This window comes from Paenibacillus sp. JT22N7 (assembly GCF_059383875.1).
The window spans coordinates 361,870-378,123 of the sequence record NZ_JBXENY010000001.1 but is presented as its reverse complement, the minus strand read 5'-3'; the positions used below and the strand labels follow the sequence as shown (position 1 = coordinate 378,123).

17 protein-coding genes and 1 tRNA gene are annotated in these 16,254 nt (G+C 50.0%); 6 read left to right on the top strand and 12 right to left on the bottom strand.

The annotated features are described in order from the left end of the window. Positions 1 to 69: 69 nt before the first annotated feature. Genes AC50Y5_RS01655 through AC50Y5_RS01635 form a run of 5 tightly spaced genes read right to left on the bottom strand, consistent with a single transcriptional unit; the run spans position 70 to position 6,721 of the window. Entirely contained in the window at positions 70 to 1,473 is a 1,404-nt protein-coding gene (locus AC50Y5_RS01655) for an amino acid permease (RefSeq protein WP_056030097.1), read from the bottom strand. Between the two features lies 1 nt (position 1,474). After that, on the bottom strand, positions 1,475 to 2,905 hold the full coding sequence (gene aspA / locus AC50Y5_RS01650; protein ID WP_056030100.1) for an aspartate ammonia-lyase: 1,431 nt from the start codon (positions 2,903 to 2,905) through the stop codon (positions 1,475 to 1,477). Between the two features lie 48 nt (positions 2,906 to 2,953). Next, positions 2,954 to 4,399: an aldehyde dehydrogenase family protein gene (locus AC50Y5_RS01645; RefSeq protein WP_494858003.1), complete on the bottom strand. Its 1,446-nt coding sequence runs from the start codon at positions 4,397 to 4,399 to the stop codon at positions 2,954 to 2,956. Positions 4,400 to 4,444: 45 nt separating this feature from the next. Further along, positions 4,445 to 5,485 carry a homoserine dehydrogenase gene (locus AC50Y5_RS01640; RefSeq protein WP_056030103.1) on the bottom strand — a complete coding sequence of 347 codons (1,041 nt, stop codon included), beginning with the start codon at positions 5,483 to 5,485 and terminating at the stop codon, positions 4,445 to 4,447. 12 nt (positions 5,486 to 5,497) lie between these two features. Further along, complete coding sequence (locus tag AC50Y5_RS01635) at positions 5,498 to 6,721, bottom strand: cystathionine gamma-synthase family protein (protein ID WP_056030106.1); 1,224 nt, start codon at positions 6,719 to 6,721, stop codon at positions 5,498 to 5,500. Positions 6,722 to 7,057: 336 nt separating this feature from the next. On the opposite strand from AC50Y5_RS01635, the gene AC50Y5_RS01630 reads away from it, so the two are divergent. From AC50Y5_RS01630 to AC50Y5_RS01620, 3 genes are all read left to right on the top strand, one after another. Beyond that, positions 7,058 to 7,705, top strand: a complete 648-nt coding sequence (locus tag AC50Y5_RS01630; RefSeq protein WP_494858000.1) for a GntR family transcriptional regulator — start codon at positions 7,058 to 7,060, stop codon at positions 7,703 to 7,705. A 252-nt stretch (positions 7,706 to 7,957) separates the two neighbouring features. Next, a complete protein-coding gene (locus tag AC50Y5_RS01625; protein WP_056030112.1) occupies positions 7,958 to 8,833 on the top strand; it encodes a LysR family transcriptional regulator in 876 nt (291 codons plus the stop codon). A gap of 54 nt (positions 8,834 to 8,887) precedes the next feature. Then, positions 8,888 to 9,349, top strand: a complete 462-nt coding sequence (locus tag AC50Y5_RS01620; RefSeq protein ID WP_056030116.1) for an Lrp/AsnC family transcriptional regulator — start codon at positions 8,888 to 8,890, stop codon at positions 9,347 to 9,349. Between the two features lie 6 nt (positions 9,350 to 9,355). Here the strand turns inward: AC50Y5_RS01620 and AC50Y5_RS01615 are convergent, their stop codons facing one another. Beyond that, positions 9,356 to 10,567 (bottom strand): MFS transporter, encoded by a 1,212-nt coding sequence (locus AC50Y5_RS01615; RefSeq protein ID WP_494857997.1) that lies wholly within the window; start codon positions 10,565 to 10,567, stop codon positions 9,356 to 9,358. A 377-nt stretch (positions 10,568 to 10,944) separates the two neighbouring features. Between AC50Y5_RS01615 and AC50Y5_RS01610 the strand changes: the two genes are divergently transcribed. Then, positions 10,945 to 11,679 (top strand): EcsC family protein, encoded by a 735-nt coding sequence (locus AC50Y5_RS01610; protein WP_494857996.1) that lies wholly within the window; start codon positions 10,945 to 10,947, stop codon positions 11,677 to 11,679. Positions 11,680 to 11,835: 156 nt separating this feature from the next. On the opposite strand, the gene AC50Y5_RS01605 is transcribed toward AC50Y5_RS01610, so the two are convergent. The 6 genes from AC50Y5_RS01605 to AC50Y5_RS01580 all read right to left on the bottom strand — a co-directional run bounded on the left by AC50Y5_RS01605 (position 11,836) and on the right by AC50Y5_RS01580 (position 15,669). After that, positions 11,836 to 12,042 carry a helix-turn-helix domain-containing protein gene (locus AC50Y5_RS01605; protein ID WP_494857994.1) on the bottom strand — a complete coding sequence of 69 codons (207 nt, stop codon included), beginning with the start codon at positions 12,040 to 12,042 and terminating at the stop codon, positions 11,836 to 11,838. Positions 12,043 to 12,052: 10 nt separating this feature from the next. After that, entirely contained in the window at positions 12,053 to 12,535 is a 483-nt protein-coding gene (locus AC50Y5_RS01600; RefSeq protein ID WP_494857992.1) for a DUF2975 domain-containing protein, read from the bottom strand. Positions 12,536 to 12,710: 175 nt separating this feature from the next. Then, positions 12,711 to 13,178: a DMT family transporter gene (locus AC50Y5_RS01595; protein ID WP_494857990.1), complete on the bottom strand. Its 468-nt coding sequence runs from the start codon at positions 13,176 to 13,178 to the stop codon at positions 12,711 to 12,713. Continuing rightward, positions 13,178 to 13,903 (bottom strand): Crp/Fnr family transcriptional regulator, encoded by a 726-nt coding sequence (locus AC50Y5_RS01590; protein ID WP_494857988.1) that lies wholly within the window; start codon positions 13,901 to 13,903, stop codon positions 13,178 to 13,180. Before AC50Y5_RS01590 ends, AC50Y5_RS01595 begins: the two co-directional genes overlap by 1 nt. A 37-nt stretch (positions 13,904 to 13,940) precedes the next feature. Then, positions 13,941 to 14,366, bottom strand: a complete 426-nt coding sequence (locus AC50Y5_RS01585) for a DMT family transporter (protein ID WP_494857986.1) — start codon at positions 14,364 to 14,366, stop codon at positions 13,941 to 13,943. Positions 14,367 to 14,484: 118 nt separating this feature from the next. After that, on the bottom strand, positions 14,485 to 15,669 hold the full coding sequence (locus AC50Y5_RS01580; protein ID WP_494857984.1) for an NAD(P)/FAD-dependent oxidoreductase: 1,185 nt from the start codon (positions 15,667 to 15,669) through the stop codon (positions 14,485 to 14,487). A gap of 228 nt (positions 15,670 to 15,897) precedes the next feature. Here AC50Y5_RS01580 and AC50Y5_RS01575 point away from each other — a divergent pair. Both AC50Y5_RS01575 and AC50Y5_RS01570 read left to right on the top strand, forming a co-directional pair. Next, positions 15,898 to 15,968: transfer RNA gene (locus AC50Y5_RS01575), tRNA-Ala, on the top strand. Between the two features lie 77 nt (positions 15,969 to 16,045). Beyond that, positions 16,046 to 16,189 (top strand): hypothetical protein, encoded by a 144-nt coding sequence (locus AC50Y5_RS01570; protein ID WP_155972772.1) that lies wholly within the window; start codon positions 16,046 to 16,048, stop codon positions 16,187 to 16,189. Positions 16,190 to 16,254: the final 65 nt, after the last annotated feature.

The window sequence follows — 16,254 nt, the reverse complement described above, 5'->3', positions numbered from 1 at the left end:
CACTCCCAGTCCACAAATTGCCGCTGCTGGAATCGGCCGCGTTCCAACCGATCCAAAGAGCTGCTCCATTTATTGCGCAGGCGGCGTCGCCGCTGATTTTTTGTTTTTCAAATAATAAATAAGGTAACACATGACGACGAAAGGAACTCCGCAATACAAAGCGATGCGCTGAGCAGGATCGAAATACAATCCTATGCAGGACGTCAGACAGAGCAGGAACGCCGCAATGGGCACATAAGGGTACAGCGGAGTCCGATATTTCAAATCCTGAAGCCTGCCGCCCTCCCTAAGAAACTGCCTGCGGAACATAAATTGCGAAGCGACGATGCCCATCCATACGGCTACGACGGCGAACCCGGAGATGGCGATCAGAACGACGTAGACGGTATCAGGAGCAATCACACTGGAGAGCAGGGACAGGCAGGAAACCAGCATGCTGATGATCAGCGCATTCAACGGTACGCCACTCGATGTCACTTTCCCAAGCCACGGGCTGATCATTTTTTCCTGGGAAAGCGCCCAAAGCATCCGCGTCGAAGCATACAGTCCCGAATTGCCCACCGACAGCAAAGCGGTCAAAATGACAAAGTTCATAATGTCGGCCGCATACGGAATGCCGATCTTGTCAAATACGAGAACGAATGGACTTTCGATAACTCCCGCTTCCTTCCACGGGATAAGCCCGGCCAGCACGATAATCGCGCCGACGAAGAAGATCATCGTCCGCCAAACGACTGTGCGGATGGAGCGCGGAATGCTGACGTCCGGATTTTCCGTCTCCCCTGCGGTCACGCCGATCAGCTCGGTGCCGGAGAAAGCGAAATTGACGGATATCATGACGAATAATACCGGCAGGAAGCCGTTTGGAAATAACCCGCCCTGATTCAACAGGTTAGAGAACATCGGCGCCGAGGCGTTGCCTTCCATCGGAATGAGCCCAAACATGGCCGCTCCGCCAAGCCCAATGAAAAGGATAATAACAATGACCTTAAAGCCGGCAACCCAAAACTCGGATTCTGCAAAAAATTTCACGGATAAAGCATTTAAAGCAAACAGTAAAACGGCGAATATCGCACTCCAAATCCAAACCGAGATATCAGGGAACCAGCGCTGCATCAGCAGACCCGCCGCCGTAAACTCCGATCCGACCGTCACGACCCACGTCAGCCAATAAAGCCAGCCGATAGTAAAACCCGTAGCAGGCCCGATAAATTTGGTCGCATAAGCCGGGAATGAACCTGTAACCGGCATCGCCACGCTCAATTCGCCCAGACAAAGCATCACTAGATACATAATCAGCGCGCCGACCAAGTAAGCAAGCACGGCCCCTCCCGGTCCGGCCAGGTTCAACGTATAGCCTGTGCTTAGAAAAAGTCCCGTTCCGATGACGCCGCCAAGTGAAATCATGAAAATATGCCGGCTTTTCATCGATCTTTTCAATGTGTGCTGCTCGTTCTCGCCAATTTTGCTCATCCTATTTCGCTCCCTTGTCGAAGTTTTCGAGATACTCAAGGCCCGCAATTCCAGGGGTTGTCATTTCAAAGGGATTTAATATAACATCTAGCTCTTCGGGGGTCAAAAGATTTCTTTCCAGACATATTTCCTTGATCGTTTGTCCGGAATGAAGCGCTTCCTTTACTAGCCTGGCAGCGGTTTCATAACCGAGATGAGGATTCAGCGCCGTCATGACGCCGAAGCTTCGTTCCACGTGCAATCTGCAGGTTTCCTCATTCGCCTGAATGCCTTCCACGGCCTCGCGCAGGAAAACGTTGAGCCCGTTGCGCAGGATGAGTAAGGATTGGAGCAAATTATGGGCCAAGACCGGCCCCATCACATTCAGTTCAAGCTGGCCCGCTTCTGCAGCCAAGCAAATCGTATGATCGTTGCCGATCACCTGAAAGGCGATCTGGTTGACCATTTCCGCCATGACCGGATTAACCTTGCCCGGCATAATCGACGAGCCGGGCTGCTTGGGAGGGAATTGAATCTCTCCCAGTCCGGCTCGAGGTCCCGAAGCCATAAGCCTGAGATCATTGCAAATTTTAGACAGATTTACCGCCATAATTTTAAGCGCCGCAGAGAGCGCCGTAAAGGCGTCCGTATTTTGAGTTGCGTCCACCAAATCATCCGCCGCGGTTAAAGGAAGTCCTGTCTGCTCAATCAAATTCCGCACGGCCAGCTCGCTGTACTTCAGATTGGCGTTGAGCCCCGTGCCGACAGCTGTCGCGCCCAGATTAACCGTCAACAATCCGGCTGCCGCCGCGGTAATTCTTGCAAGGTCCCTGCCGATTACGCGGGAATAGGCGCCGAACTCTTGTCCCATCCGGATCGGAACCGCATCCTGCAAATGGGTGCGCCCCATTTTCAGAACATCGTCAAACTCCTCCGCTTTCCGCGCAAACCCCGCCTCGAGAGCCGCGACAGCGGCCAGCAGCGGTTCGGCGAGCCGGTAAGCGGCGATGCGGATCGCCGTCGGAACCGTATCGTTCGTCGATTGGGACATGTTGACGTGATTGTTCGGCGAGCAGTGGAAGTAATCGCCTTTCCGCTTGCCGAGCCACTCCAGCGCCCGGTTGGCCAGCACTTCGTTCATATTCATATTGATGGAAGTACCCGCACCGCCCTGGATGGCATCGACGATAAAATGCGCCGACAGCTTGCCCGCAGCCGCCTCCTCCGCAGCCTGCACAATCGCGGAACCGATCGTTTTCGGCAGCATGCCGGTTTCCATATTGGCCAATGCCGAGGCCTTCTTGATCTCGGCCAAAGCCGTCATCAAATGCGGGCTAACCGGGGTTCCGGTAACCGGGAAATTTTCGGTGGCCCGCAGCGTCTGAATGCCGTAGTAGGCTTCGGCGGGTACCGCCTTTTCACCGAGAAAATCATGTTCGATACGCACTGACATGTGGATCTCTCCCCGAAGTCATCTTGGTGGAATACAAGTTCGTTTCATTTATTTCGACATCTGAAAGCAGACCACTTTTGGCTCGGTCATCTCGTGAAGCGCGAAGGCAACGCCCTCCCGGCCAAGTCCGGAGCCTTTAACGCCACCGAAAGGCATGGCGTCAATGCGGTAATCCGAGCTGTCGTTGACCATCACGCCGCCAACGTCAAGCTTGTGAACGGCGGTAAAGGCATGCTCCAGATTTGCCGTGAAAATTCCTGCCTGCAGCCCGAAATCGACGCTGTTGGATTCGCGTATTGCCGTATCCAAATCAGGCACGCTGAAAATCGTCACGACGGGACCGAACACTTCCTCTTTCACGACTTTGCACGTCTTCGGAACGTTGGCCATAACCGTCGGCTCCACGAATGCACCGCGGCGCTGGCCGCCGCACAGCAGTTCTCCGCCCTGCTCTACCGCTTCCCGAATCCAGCTCTCCACGCGCTTCGCTTCTCTTTCGTTGATCATCGGGCCCATGTCCGTGTCCTCTTCCAACTTGCTGCCCATGCGGTACAGCTTCGTTCTGGCGACGAATTGGGCGACAAAGGATGCGTACATCGCCTCCTGCACGTAAATGCGCTGCACGCCCAGGCAATTTTGGCCCGCCGCCCAGAATGCGCCGGATACGGTCGCTTCGACCGCGTCGCTAATATTCGCGTCGTTCAATACGATAGCCGGGGAGTTGGAGCCGAGCTCCATGCCCATTTTTTTTAGTCCGCCCTTTTGCATGATCGCTTTGCCTGTCGTCAGCCCCCCGGTAAACGAAATCATTCTGACATCGGGATGCGTCACCAGAGCATCGCCGATTTCGCTGGCATTGCCCGTTACGACCGATAAAATTTTGGCAGGCAGACCCGCCTGATCAAAAGCTTCCGCCAGCATCAGCGCGCTAAGCGGAGTCGCAGGCGCAGGCTTTACAATAATCGCGTTGCCTGCGGCGATTGCCGGGCCGACCTTGTGCGCAACCAGGTTCAGCGGATCGTTGAAGGGCGTAATCGCCCCGATGATGCCAATCGGAAAACGGTAGTAGTAGCCGAAACGTTTTTCACTGCCCGGCATCTGGTCGAATGCGATCGTCTCGCCATGCAGCCGTCTGGCCTCCTCCGCGCTGATGCGCAGCGTCTCCACGCATCTTCTGACTTCCTTCCGCGCTTCTTTGATCGTTTTGCTGCCTTCGCGGGCAATCGTCTTCGCGTAGTCTTCCTTATGCGCGTCCACCCAGTCGGCTGCGCGGTTCAGAATGGCGATCCGCTCATGCGTCGGCAGCTCCGAGCTCAGCCGGAACCCTTCCTTCGCCTGTTCGATGGCATACAGCATGTCCGCCGTCGAGGCAGCGGGCACGGTCGCGATCAGGCTATCGTCCTGCGGATCGCGGACTTCCATCAAGTTCTCGCGCAGCACCCATTGTCCGGCCAAATACATCTTGCTTTTCTTTTCCATAGTTTCCATAGTCATTGTTTACACCTCATCCTGGTTGTTTAATTTCTATGATTGCAGAAGCTACAGTTGATTGCGGTGAATGTTGATCAGATCAATCAAAATCGAAAAGCCTGTTTCCTTGCGTCCGGCTCCGGCGCCCATCAGCGTGATCGGCCCGGCCAAATCGCAATCGTACGTAACGGCATTCAATGCGCCGCCGACGCCCGCCAGCGGATCGCTGAGCGGAATCGCCTCCGGCCCTACCTTGGCGATGACCTCCTCGCCGTCGCGCCAGCAGCGTGCGATCAGCTTCCAGCGCTTGCCTTCCTGTTTGGCGCGCTCCATATCTTCCCGGGTCAGCTTGCTGATCCCTTCGCAGGCAACGTCCTCCCTTTCCAGAGGCACATTCATCACGATATTGCTCAAAATCGTAATCTTGTACTGCGCGTCATAGCCTTCGACATCGCTGGTCGGGTCCGCTTCCGCATAGCCTAGTCCTTGCGCCTCGGCAAGCGCGTCCGCATAGCTCATGCCCTCTTCCATCCGGGTCAGCATATAATTAGTCGTCCCGTTCAAAATGCCCTTGATCTCGTTGATCCGATTGCCCGAAAGCGCGGTGATTGGCATGCGGAGCGCAGGCGTTCCGCTCATGACCGTTCCTTCGTACCCCCAGCGAACGCCGTTTCTGCGAGCAAGCTCCGACAGCTCCTGATAAGCAAGCGCGACCGGGCCTTTATTGCTCATCACGACATTTTTCTTGCATTTGAATGCGGCGCGGCAGTGATCGATCGCCGGCTGGCCCGTCTTCACATCGGTAAAAGTCAGCTCTACAATCGTATCGGCATTCGTTTCCTGAATCGTCTTGAAACTGTCCCAGCCGCGGTTTAGCCCCGGCTCTTCGGGGTAGGCGTCGAGCCTGCCCGTTTCTTTTACAGCCCGCAGCGCTTCTACGATATTCAAGCCGTCCGGATGATACAAAGAGCCTTTCATCATGTCCGAGATCGCGACAATTTTCGCCTGAAACCCGGTATCGCTGTGTAATGCCTTGCTTTTCTCTTCCAATATTTCCGCCAATCCCTGGCCTACGACACCAAAGCCAAGCAGTGCAATTTTGAGTTCCATATCGATCTCTCCTTATAGGTTATGGATGCTTAAAGGCATCTGCGATTCTACATAGGCTAGCGCTTGCGACAAGTCGGCGATCAAATCCTCCGTATCCTCGATGCCGACAGAGATGCGCAGCAGGCCTTCGGAAATGCCCAGCGCCTGGCGCTCTTCCAGCGTGCATTCGACATGGCTGGTCGTTCTCGCCGGTCCGTAAATCGTTTCAACGGCGCCAAGATTGCCTGCCCGGTTCGCATACTGGAGCCGCGGCAGCAGCAGCTTGATCGTTTCCATTTCCCCTTTGAGCACAACGCTCAAAATGCCGCCAAAGCCGTTCATCTGCTTTTTTGCAATATCATGATGCGGATGTGTCTCCAGACCAGGATAGTTGACGGACTCGACAAGCGGATGTTTTTGCAAAAAGCGGGCGATCTCCATGGCGCTTTGCGCCTGCTGGCGGACGCGGAGCTTAAGCGTTTTCATCCCCCGCAAAATCAGATAAGCCGCCCACGGATCGAGGTTCGCCCCGTGAATTTCCCGGTAGTGGTACACCTTCTCCATCAAAGCTGCGGACCCGCACACGACGCCTCCGAGCACATCGGCATGGCCGCTTAAAAATTTGGTGGCACTGTGAATGACGAGATCGACGCCGAGCTTCAGCGGATTTTGATTGATCGGCGTTGCGAACGTATTATCGACCATCACCAGCGCGCCGACGGCTTTCGCCGCTTTGGCCAAACGTTCGATATCGGTAATTTTCAGCGTCGGATTCGTCGGCGACTCCAGGTAAAGCACGCTGCAGCCCTTGGCAATCTCGCGCTCGATCTCCTCATGATCACCGGTATTGCACAGCACTGTTTCTACATGAATTTGCGGCAAAAATTCCGTGAAAATTTTGTTCGTTCCGCCGTAAGTGTCCTTGACGGAGACGACGCGGTCGCCAGGCCGCAAAAACGTATAAAGCGCGCTGCTGATCGCCGCCATGCCGGATGAAAAAGCGATAGCCTCTTCCGCCTCTTCCAGAAGCCGCACCTTTTCTTCCATCGCCCGGACGGTCGGGTTCGACATCCGGTTGTAGGTATATCCCGGTTTGTTCCCCAGCGCCACTTCCTGCCATTCGTCAACGTCGCTATAGTCGTAAGCTACGCTGAGCACGACGGGAACCTGAGTGGATCCGAATACTCGGAAATCCTTCTCCCCGCCCCATACCGCTTTTGTGCCTATTCGCGCATTGTTATCGATGTGTTCACGCATTGCTTTCTCACCCTTTGCTATTGTTCATAGATTCTAGGAAAACTTTGCTTGCACCATTATTAATTGTATATTGTATACAACATATGACGCGATTGCTCCTTTTGACAACGGTATGAATGCCTCTTGATCAATTTTGTATTTTGTATACAATATACAATATCCTTGTTTATGTTTCTGATCATATCATGCATTCTTTTGAAAATCAACAAAATTATGAAGCGCTTTCAAAATGGCCTCGCCGCTTGATCAAACCCTATGACAATGGTACTATGAATCATAGATTTCCCTGCAGATACTGGAAACCGCATTTTTCATTCGTCCTAAAGGAGCGCTACAATGACCATCAAAAAGTACCAGTCTTTAAAAGATCATGTGTACAATTATATAGCAGAAAAAATTCAAAACGGCTCTTTGCTGCCTAATCAGAAATTGAACGAAGCCTCCATTTGCCAAACGCTGGGGGTCAGCCGTACTCCTGTCCGGGAAGCATTGATTCAGCTGGCCTCGGAAAATTTGCTGGAAAACTTGCCCCGCCGAGGCTTCATCGTCAAAGAGCTGGATACGAAAAAGAAGCTGGATGTTTTTCAGGTCGTCGGGGTGCTGGATGCGCTTGCCGCCACTTTATCCGTTTCGCATTTAGACGAAGACGATATCGCAACGATGGAGCGGCTGGTTGAAAAAATCGACTTGGCGATCCAGCAGCAAAATTATACCGATTACCAGCATTGGCAGAACGATTTCCATAATGTTTACTTATTGAAATGCAACAACAGCACCTTAATTGAAATATTGAAATCGCTGCAAAACAGCTTTATCCGGCAAATTTACTTAAGCGAGGACAAGCTGCGGCTGTTTTCGGTATTATCGCAAATGAATGAGGAGCATAAGCAGATTATTCAGCTTTTCAAAGAAAGAGATTCTGCAAAGCTGGACGAGTTTATTAAAACCGTGCATTGGAAAATTGATTACCTCGATATGATATAAACGGCTAAAACCAGTAGACGAGACGCTTGTCCGTGTACTGGTTTTTTCGTTTTCCTTCGGGCTGCGGGTCGCAGTACCGTTTTAGCCCTTTACGCTGGCGATTCGCGAGGAAGATGTTTTCATCATGCTCGTCATCAATTGGATGTCCCTATTGTACGCCTCCCCGTTTATTTATATAATTGAATAAAATAATAACCTAATTCAGTTTTACCGAATGAGATTATTAGCTATTTATATAAGGAGCTGTTCAGCATGGATTTGAAGGAATTAACGACGTTTCAAACGATTGTTCAAGAAGGAAACTTTTCTAAAGCCGCCCTCAAGCTGCATTATGCCCAGTCTACCGTCACTAATCAGGTTCAGCGGCTGGAGAAAGCGCTTGGCATTCAGCTGTTCAAACGGGGCTGGGATGCCGAGCTTACGGCCTCCGGGCAATTGTTCGCCGCCGAGGTAGACAAGCTAATTGGACATTGGCATTATGTAGCGGAGCAGGCGAAGGCTTTGCAGGAAGAAGAAATCGGGACGGTCAGCGTAGGCGCGTTAGAATCGCTCGCAAAGCAGGTACTGCCTGCTTCACTCCGGCGCTTCCAGGCGCAAAAGCCTCGTGTTTCCTGCCATTTTGTTATAGGCAATACCGACACGCTGTCGCGTGCAGTGCTGCAAGGCGGGCTCGACTTTGCCATTTGCGGGGAGCCTGCTGATTCGACTTCCTTTCGCTTTGAGCCCTTGTTCGAGGAAAAAATCGCCTTTGTTGCAGCGAATGACCATCCCCTAGCGAAAAGGGACGGCATAGATTTTGCTGAGCTGCTTGCTTATCCTTTGCTAATTGGGGGAAGTACATGCCTTTATTATTTGCGATTATCCAAGCAGTTTTCACGCTATGACGAATCCCCCCTCCTGCATACGGTCAGCCAAATTTCTGCAATTCCAGCATTTATCCAGCAGACAGCCGCTATAGGCGTTGTTCTTGCTTCGACAGAGCTGGCGCCAAATCTGGTTGCCCTTGATGTAAAGCTCAAGGATGCCTCCATTCCCATCGGCTTGCTGCAGCTGCGCAATGAGAGTTATGCGGCGACCTCCAAGCATCAATTGATGCAATATATCAAAGAGGAGCTGTCACTTGCTTAAAGTAAGCTTATAGGTTTATGATAGTCATACAAATGGCTAAAGGAGGCATTTTTCGTGGATCATGTGGACAAACAAATTTTATTCCATTTGCAAAATCAAGCGAGAATTTCCATGACGGACCTTGGCAAAAGTGTGGGCCTGTCCCAACCGGCTGTAACGGAAAGAGTCAGACGGCTGGAGGAAAAAGGCGTTATCGAGGAATACCGCACGATCATTTCCCCAGAAAAAATCGGCAAGCCCTCCATCGCCTATATGCTGTTTCAGACGCGGGATTGCCATGCCTTTCTTGATTTTGTCCATACCTCTCCCGATGTCATGGAGTGCCACCGCATCAGCGGCCAGCACAATTACTTATTGAAAGTGATGACCGACTCTACCCGATCCCTTGAAGAATTCGGCAATCAATGCGATAAATATGGGACGTATACGATTTTGATCGTCATGTCGTCCCCCATTGATCATAAGCTTCTAATCCCTGTTCTTGCGGAAGCACAGTACCTCACGGATTTAGGCTGATGCTACTCAGCCTCTATTCGAACGGAAACCATGCTCCTTGGCAAGCCAGGCGATGAGCAGAGCGATGATTACCAGCAAGGAAAGTACCCATGGGAAAGAAATAACACCCAGCGTTTCAAGCAAAAGCGCACCGATTAATCCACCCCCGCCAATCGCCAAATTCCAGGCCGTCACCAGCATGGATTGCGCCACATCTGCATGATCGCCAGCGGCTTCGGCCACCGCTGTCTGCAGCAGCGTCGCTGCCCCGCCAAATGTCAGCCCCCACAATGCAATGGCTATATAAATGATCATCGACTCGCTGCTGCCTATTCCCAGCAGAATAGAGGCGACGGCGAAACCCGCGAGGCTTATTAAAACCATAGTCCGCAGCATACGGTCAATCAACAGGCCAATAAGTATGATGCCCGCAACCGATGCCATTCCAAAAACTAGTAAAACAACATCAACGCGCTCCACAAGCCCGACCATAGCCAAATAGGGCGCTATATACGTATAAAGAATGTTATGTGCAAGCATCCAAGCCAGAACGACGGCTAAAACGGGCCTTACTCCCGGAATTGTCATTACGTTGTAGAGGGAACGTTTCTTGGCAGAAGGTTGTCCTGCAAAGTCGGGCATCTTCCACATCATCCACAAGATGAGCAGCATAGCAAGCAGCGACATGATTCCAAAAACAAACCGCCAGCCCGCAAATACACCAAGAAAAGTACCCGCCGGAACTCCCAGTGCAAGCGCAATTGGCGCCCCAAGCATCGCTACCGCCATGGCGCGGCCCTTCAGAGCATCAGGCACCATGCGGCGAGCATAGCCAGCTGACATGCCCCATAATATGCCAGAGCTTACACCCGCCATAAAACGGGCAATCAAGGTCAGCCCATAACTGGAGGAAAACGCCGTTACGCTGTTGAACAGCAAAAAGCCGAACATACATAGCAGAAGCAGAGGCCGTCTACGCCAATTGTTCGTAGCCGCGGTCAAAGGAATGGCTGTCAATAATGTTCCCAGCGCGTACGCGGTGACCAGTTGGCCGGCAAGCGACTCTGAAATATGGAGTCCCCGTCCGAGTTGCGGCAGCAAACCTGCGGGAATCGTCTCGGTCAGAATACAAATAAATCCTGCCATAGCAAGCGCTAATAATGCGGCCCATGGCAAACGATCAGTAGCTGGGGTACTCGCTGCCGCTCGGCGGGCAGAAGTAAGTTGATGCTTGTTCAATGTAAAAACACTCCCTTAATAATAGGTTCACTCGTCAGCAAAGCCATCCATCGTTTTGCTGATTTAAGTTTACATATTTAAGAGCTTGATTTACATGCAATGAACAAGGCATACTTGTTATTTTTCAAAGGAATTGCATTTAATTGCCCTTCTCTGCCGTTAATTTAAAAGCGTATCCTCATCCAGCTCTTAATAAAATCGCCGTAATGCCCATTAATGCAAATTTTGCTGGAGCTAGGCGAAATCAAGGAGAAGCTTGTGCTTAGAATTCAACGCGCCCACGACTTTGGTCGGGTGCCGCCACCTGCCGCAGTCTGTTCCCAATCGCGGCGTTCTCCGATACAATATAGCCACATATGTTGGAGGAGCGATTGAAAATGAATTACGAACAGAAAGTACACAACGAAATTGCCACTTGGGAGCGCCAGTTGTTCAAGCCTCCCAGTTGGTTGGAGAGAACCTCGAAGACGATCGGCAAGCGAATCAACGACTTGATTCCACCCAAGGTTCACAACGTCATGACGGCCACCATAAAATCCATCGTGCGGACAGCGTTGTTCGGTGCGGAATATACGCCTCAGCGACCGGTGCAGCGGACTCTCTCTCTAGAACTCGCCGATCAAGAAGCGAAACGTTTATTTTCCTTATACCAAAAAGTAGCGACTGCCGAAGGAGCAGGCACCGGGGCGGGCGGCATTGTGCTTAACGTCGTGGACTTCCCTGCGTTAATCGCGATTAAGATGAAATTTTTGTTTGAATTGGCTCATAACTACGGGTATGACACGAAAGATTTTTCCGAGCGCGTTTTCATTCTTAAGGTGTTCCAAATGGCTTTCTCCGGACCCGAACAGCGTGCGAAGCTGCTGGACTCAATTAAGCATTGGGATACTGAAAAGGAACGGGGGTTCTCGGATACCGATTACTCCAAAAACATGGACTGGGAGACGTTCCAGAAGGAATACCGCGACTCCATCGACTTTCGGAAAATGCTGCAGATGGTGCCGGGGATTGGAGCGGTGGCGGGCGCTTGGGCGAATTATACCATTCTCGAGGAGCTAGGCGAAGCCGCCATGAACGCCTATCGGTTGCGCAGATTGAGCGAGGGCCAATAAAGCATGTTGATTGATTGTCAGCATCGCAGCCAAGCCATTGACCGGCTGCAATGCTGCTCCTTGATTGTTCAACTGATGTGTCTCGCTAGCGAAGTGGGGCTGTAGCATCGTTCCCCTAAGTTCAATAAAGTCGATTATTTCTCCAGCTTTTTAGTTTTAGTCGTTTTTATATTCTAAAATATCGCCAGGCTGACATTCTAATGCTTTACAAATGGCCTCTAAAGTCGATATTCGAATCGCTTTTGCCTTTCCATTTTTCAGTATAGAAAGGTTTGCCATCGTTATTCCAACCCTCTCCGAAAGCTCTGTTACGCTCATTTTCCTCTTCGCCAGCATTACATCAATATTAATGATTATCGCCATTTCATTCACCTCAGACCGTCAAATCATTTTCTGATTTTATATCAATAGCCTCTTGCAAAAGCCTCTGGAGAACTGCAGCAAACACAGCAATCACCAATGAGGCAAAAATGATGACCAGTCCGATTCCCATGAAGCCTGGGGGATCGACTTTCTGCGCGATCAGATAGAAGAATGGCATGCCTGCCACATACAGGCAGCTGATTAGGATTGCACAAAATTTTATGTTCTTTAAAACACGTACAGATAATTCCGAGAAAGCTTTCTTGTGGTCAATATAGCTTAACAGTTTTAAAGCTTGAAACAGTGCAAAGTAAAAAGGGATCGCTGCTGCATATAAATCGATGCAAAAGAGATATTTCAAATAAGCATGATCTGGATATGACTCTGCTATAAAATTCGCAATTTCCGGCACCAAAAATACGCATAAAGCAAGAACTGGAATGCCCATGAAAATAACCGCTGCCTTTAAAAAGAGTGTTGTTCCTCGTTCCATAAGAAGCCCCTCGCTTAGCATTAAATTTAATTCGACTTTAACATAATATTTATCGTTTTACAATAAAAATTTCATCTTATTTAATATATTTTTGTTGTTTTAAAGGATTCATTTTCAAACCAAAAAGAGCATTCCTCTTTGCAGAGAAACGCTCTATCAATCCTATTGCAGGAGGCTAAGCCGCCTCAGTCACTTTCTGACGTTCACGCTTACTACCAAATTTCAATACAAAAATACCGCCGATAATGACCAATACGCCCAGAAACTTGTTGACTGTAAACGGAACCTGCTCCAGCCCCATCCAGCCAAGCGAATCCCATAATAGGGCAAATAAAACCTCCGACGTCATGACAATGGCAATCGCGATCGTCGGGCTAAGCCGCTTCATCGCCTGCACGAGGCTCATAACTACACCTACCCCGATCAAGCCACTGAACCAAAACCATGGCTGCATCCCCTGCCATGCAAACAGCTGCTTCCCTTCCAAAATAAAGCCAATGGTCATTGAGGCCAGAAACCCGAGTCCCAATACGAGCGTTGTGGTCGCCCACGTTCCTGCCCGCTCATTTACCTTGCTGTTAAAAATCGCCTGTATGCTGACGAGCGCGCCCGCCATTAGCGAAAACAATATGCCTGTCATCATTAGCCCTGCTCTCCCTTCTGATCCGTTATTGTGTAATTATGGTGATTGGCCCTTTTGCTTAAGGCATCCTTATTTTTAATGACAATCCATTGCTTCGTGCGCTCCACAAGGCCTTCCTCGCAAAACTGCCGAATGACCCGGTTCAAGTGCCTGTAGCTGGTGCCAATCAAATTAGCGACATCCTTCAAATTGTCTGTGCTGAGCTCCCCTTTAAATTGCGCATCGGATTCATCATAGGAGACCGACAGCAAATAGCTTGCCAGGCGTACTTCCACAGGCTGCATCACATTCAAGCTCATGGAATTGGATTTAAAATAAAACTTCCGCGTAATTTTCTCCAATAAAAACCGCAGCAGCGGCGCATAATCCCTTCCATGCTTATCCAGCCAGCGATGCTGAACCCCAATCATAATAACCGGAGATACAGCCGCTACAGTATTAAGAAACTCCGTCCCGCGAATATATTCCACATCGCCAATGACCTCAAGGGGCGTCTTAAAGGAAATAATGAGCGTCTTTCCCTCCGCCGAGTTCGTATATACTTTAATTTTCCCCTTCACCAGCACAAACATATACTGCGGCATCTCTCCTTGGCCGCAAATGAGCTCCTCCTGTTCAAAGCTGTACAAGCTCAAATAAGGAAGCAGCGGCTCATTAAACACGGCCTCCAGCTGATGCAGCTGCAAATAATGTCCCAGCAGCTCGCGATCTTTGATTTCAAGCATTTCCCCACTTCTTTCATGGCTTAGCTCGCCTTCGGCATCAGCCCTTTAATAAAAACACGCCGCTGATCATCATGCCAATGCCGATCAATTGCGACACCGTTATCCTTTGCTTCTTCAAGCCGAAAAAGCCATTCGTCTCTATTATAACCGTCATGCCGAGCTGGGCAATCAGCAGCATCGATACCATGAGCGTGACGCCGATCTGTTGAATAGCTGTTACATTGCTGAAAATAATAATAGCTGCAAAGGAGCCGCCTGCCAAATAGATAGGCTTCACCTGCTGAAATTCACGCCATTTTCCGGCACCTACGCTCATCAATATAATGAAAGCCACGATAAAGCCAGTAAATTGGGTAAGTGTTGCGGCCTGCCACGTTCCGATGCTTCCGCTTATTCGGGTATTCGCTATTCCCTGCAGCGTAATACATGCCCCTCCTAATATCGCAAACAAGATCCCTTTCATGAGTGCTCTCCCGTCCTCTTCGTTTCCTTAATTAAACGGCAGAACACCGCATATTGGAAAGGACATATGTCCTGAGCAAGAAAAAGAGCAGCTTTATGAATACATACGTATGCTTGATTTACTTAATGGAGCTGGCTATATTCCATGTATATTGTTTAATTCGATAGGCCATTTTCCCAGTAATTATGATATCAATTCCCCATTTGTGCACCCATGTTAATCCTTTTTCCGGCCCTAGTCCGATGCTAAAGCTATCCATATAGCCGGTATGCCGAGGAGCAGTTCTTCCTTCAAGATCAGCTGCTATCACTTTGCCAAGCCTTACCGCTTGCGGAATAGCCTCCTTGCAGGTCATGCCATCTGAACGGCTCGTATCCGGATCGATTACTTTCGCACAATCCCCAATGCTGTATATGCCGCTGGCAGCGTTAACCCGATAGCTTGCATCAATGTTTACAAACCCGTCCTCTGTTGTCGGCAAGCCCAGCTGTCTTAAAACTGGGTTTGGCATAAGGCCTAATGTCCAAACGCATAAGCCAACAGGCAGTTCTTCTCCACTGGCCAAAAGCAAGCGCCCGCCTGCCTCTGACAGCACTCGGCTTCCATGAACGACTGCTACTCCGTTATTCGTTAACAGCTGCTCCAGTTTCGAGGCCACTTTGCCTGGTCCATTCAAAAATAATCTTTCGTGTGCATTAAACAAGCGAATGTGTACTTGATGCGGATTTAATCCCAGCTGCTCCGCATCTGCCCGCACATAATGGGCTAATTCAGCGGCCGTTTCAATGCCGCTTATGCCAGCTCCCGCTACAGCAATCGTCATAAGGCACTCTCGTTCGGCCGGATTGGCTTCAATTGCGGCCCGCTGTAAATTAGCACGCCATGCTGTCCGAATGTTCACCGCATGTTCCAGCGTAGCAAGCGGAAATCCGCCTTTTTCCTCGTCGAGCTGGCGGATGATACTGCCAATAGCTACTACAAGCACATCGTAGCTTAGCTGCTGCTCCTCCCCATTTGCATTCCGCAGCAGCAGTTGTTTCTCTACCTTCTTAATTTCAGTAACCGTTGCCTCAACAAGCTCAACACCTTCAGGAAACATTTGGGCAAGTGGTATACAAATATTTTCGTCTGTTACCGCTGGCTTAAATAGGATAACCTTACGCAAGTGATAGCTATTTTTGTCAATTAATACGAATCGGATAGACTGGCTTCTTTTAACGTTAATTAAATTTTTGCGCAACTCCTTCATCGCATGAATACCCGCATATCCCGCTCCAATGACGACACAGGTCAACGTTTCCATTACAACCACTCCCTTTATGTTCGTTTGCTTATTTGCATGTATAACGACAAGGGAGTTTTTTTTGTGACACAGATCCGTTTTGTAGGTCTGGGCTTTTTTGCTATATTTTTATTTCCAACTACCTTGCGCGGAGTGACTGTTCTATGTATAATAATAAAAGTGTCACTCGGGGCCTTAGCTCAGCTGGTAGCATGTTATGCTGGCAGTAATGGGGTCAAAATTGCAAACGGGGCTATAGTTTAGGGGGAAAATAGGTCGCTGGCAGCGATCAGTCCGCGGTTCGATTCCGCGTAGCTCCATATATCTTAAACACAAACGGCAGAAATGCCGTTTTTTTTGCGTTTATTTTGTTCTATTCATGAAAGAAGGGAAAAAAATGAATAAAGAGACAGCCGAAAAAAAGCTGTTCTATTTGGACGGCATTAGGGGACTTGCAGCATTGGCCGTAGTAATTTCGCACTGCGTTAAATGGATGACCGCAACAAAGATTAGGACATCCCATGATGGATTTACGATGTAGACGAAACCAATCCCATAGGCTCCATACAAAAAACGTCACCACATATCGCGGTGGCGTTTTTTTGA

Coding starts and splice junctions, on each gene's coding strand:
- AC50Y5_RS01655 (WP_056030097.1), bottom strand. CDS start 1,473: ATGAGCAAAATTGGCGAGAACGAGCAGCACACATTGAAAAGATCGATG.
- aspA (WP_056030100.1), bottom strand. CDS start 2,905: ATGTCAGTGCGTATCGAACATGATTTTCTCGGTGAAAAGGCGGTACCC.
- AC50Y5_RS01645 (WP_494858003.1), bottom strand. CDS start 4,399: ATGACTATGGAAACTATGGAAAAGAAAAGCAAGATGTATTTGGCCGGA.
- AC50Y5_RS01640 (WP_056030103.1), bottom strand. CDS start 5,485: ATGGAACTCAAAATTGCACTGCTTGGCTTTGGTGTCGTAGGCCAGGGA.
- AC50Y5_RS01635 (WP_056030106.1), bottom strand. CDS start 6,721: ATGCGTGAACACATCGATAACAATGCGCGAATAGGCACAAAAGCGGTA.
- AC50Y5_RS01630 (WP_494858000.1), top strand. CDS start 7,058: ATGACCATCAAAAAGTACCAGTCTTTAAAAGATCATGTGTACAATTAT.
- AC50Y5_RS01625 (WP_056030112.1), top strand. CDS start 7,958: ATGGATTTGAAGGAATTAACGACGTTTCAAACGATTGTTCAAGAAGGA.
- AC50Y5_RS01610 (WP_494857996.1), top strand. CDS start 10,945: ATGAATTACGAACAGAAAGTACACAACGAAATTGCCACTTGGGAGCGC.
- AC50Y5_RS01605 (WP_494857994.1), bottom strand. CDS start 12,042: ATGGCGATAATCATTAATATTGATGTAATGCTGGCGAAGAGGAAAATG.
- AC50Y5_RS01600 (WP_494857992.1), bottom strand. CDS start 12,535: ATGGAACGAGGAACAACACTCTTTTTAAAGGCAGCGGTTATTTTCATG.
- AC50Y5_RS01595 (WP_494857990.1), bottom strand. CDS start 13,178: ATGATGACAGGCATATTGTTTTCGCTAATGGCGGGCGCGCTCGTCAGC.
- AC50Y5_RS01590 (WP_494857988.1), bottom strand. CDS start 13,903: ATGCTTGAAATCAAAGATCGCGAGCTGCTGGGACATTATTTGCAGCTG.
- AC50Y5_RS01585 (WP_494857986.1), bottom strand. CDS start 14,366: ATGAAAGGGATCTTGTTTGCGATATTAGGAGGGGCATGTATTACGCTG.
- AC50Y5_RS01580 (WP_494857984.1), bottom strand. CDS start 15,669: ATGGAAACGTTGACCTGTGTCGTCATTGGAGCGGGATATGCGGGTATT.
- AC50Y5_RS01570 (WP_155972772.1), top strand. CDS start 16,046: ATGAATAAAGAGACAGCCGAAAAAAAGCTGTTCTATTTGGACGGCATT.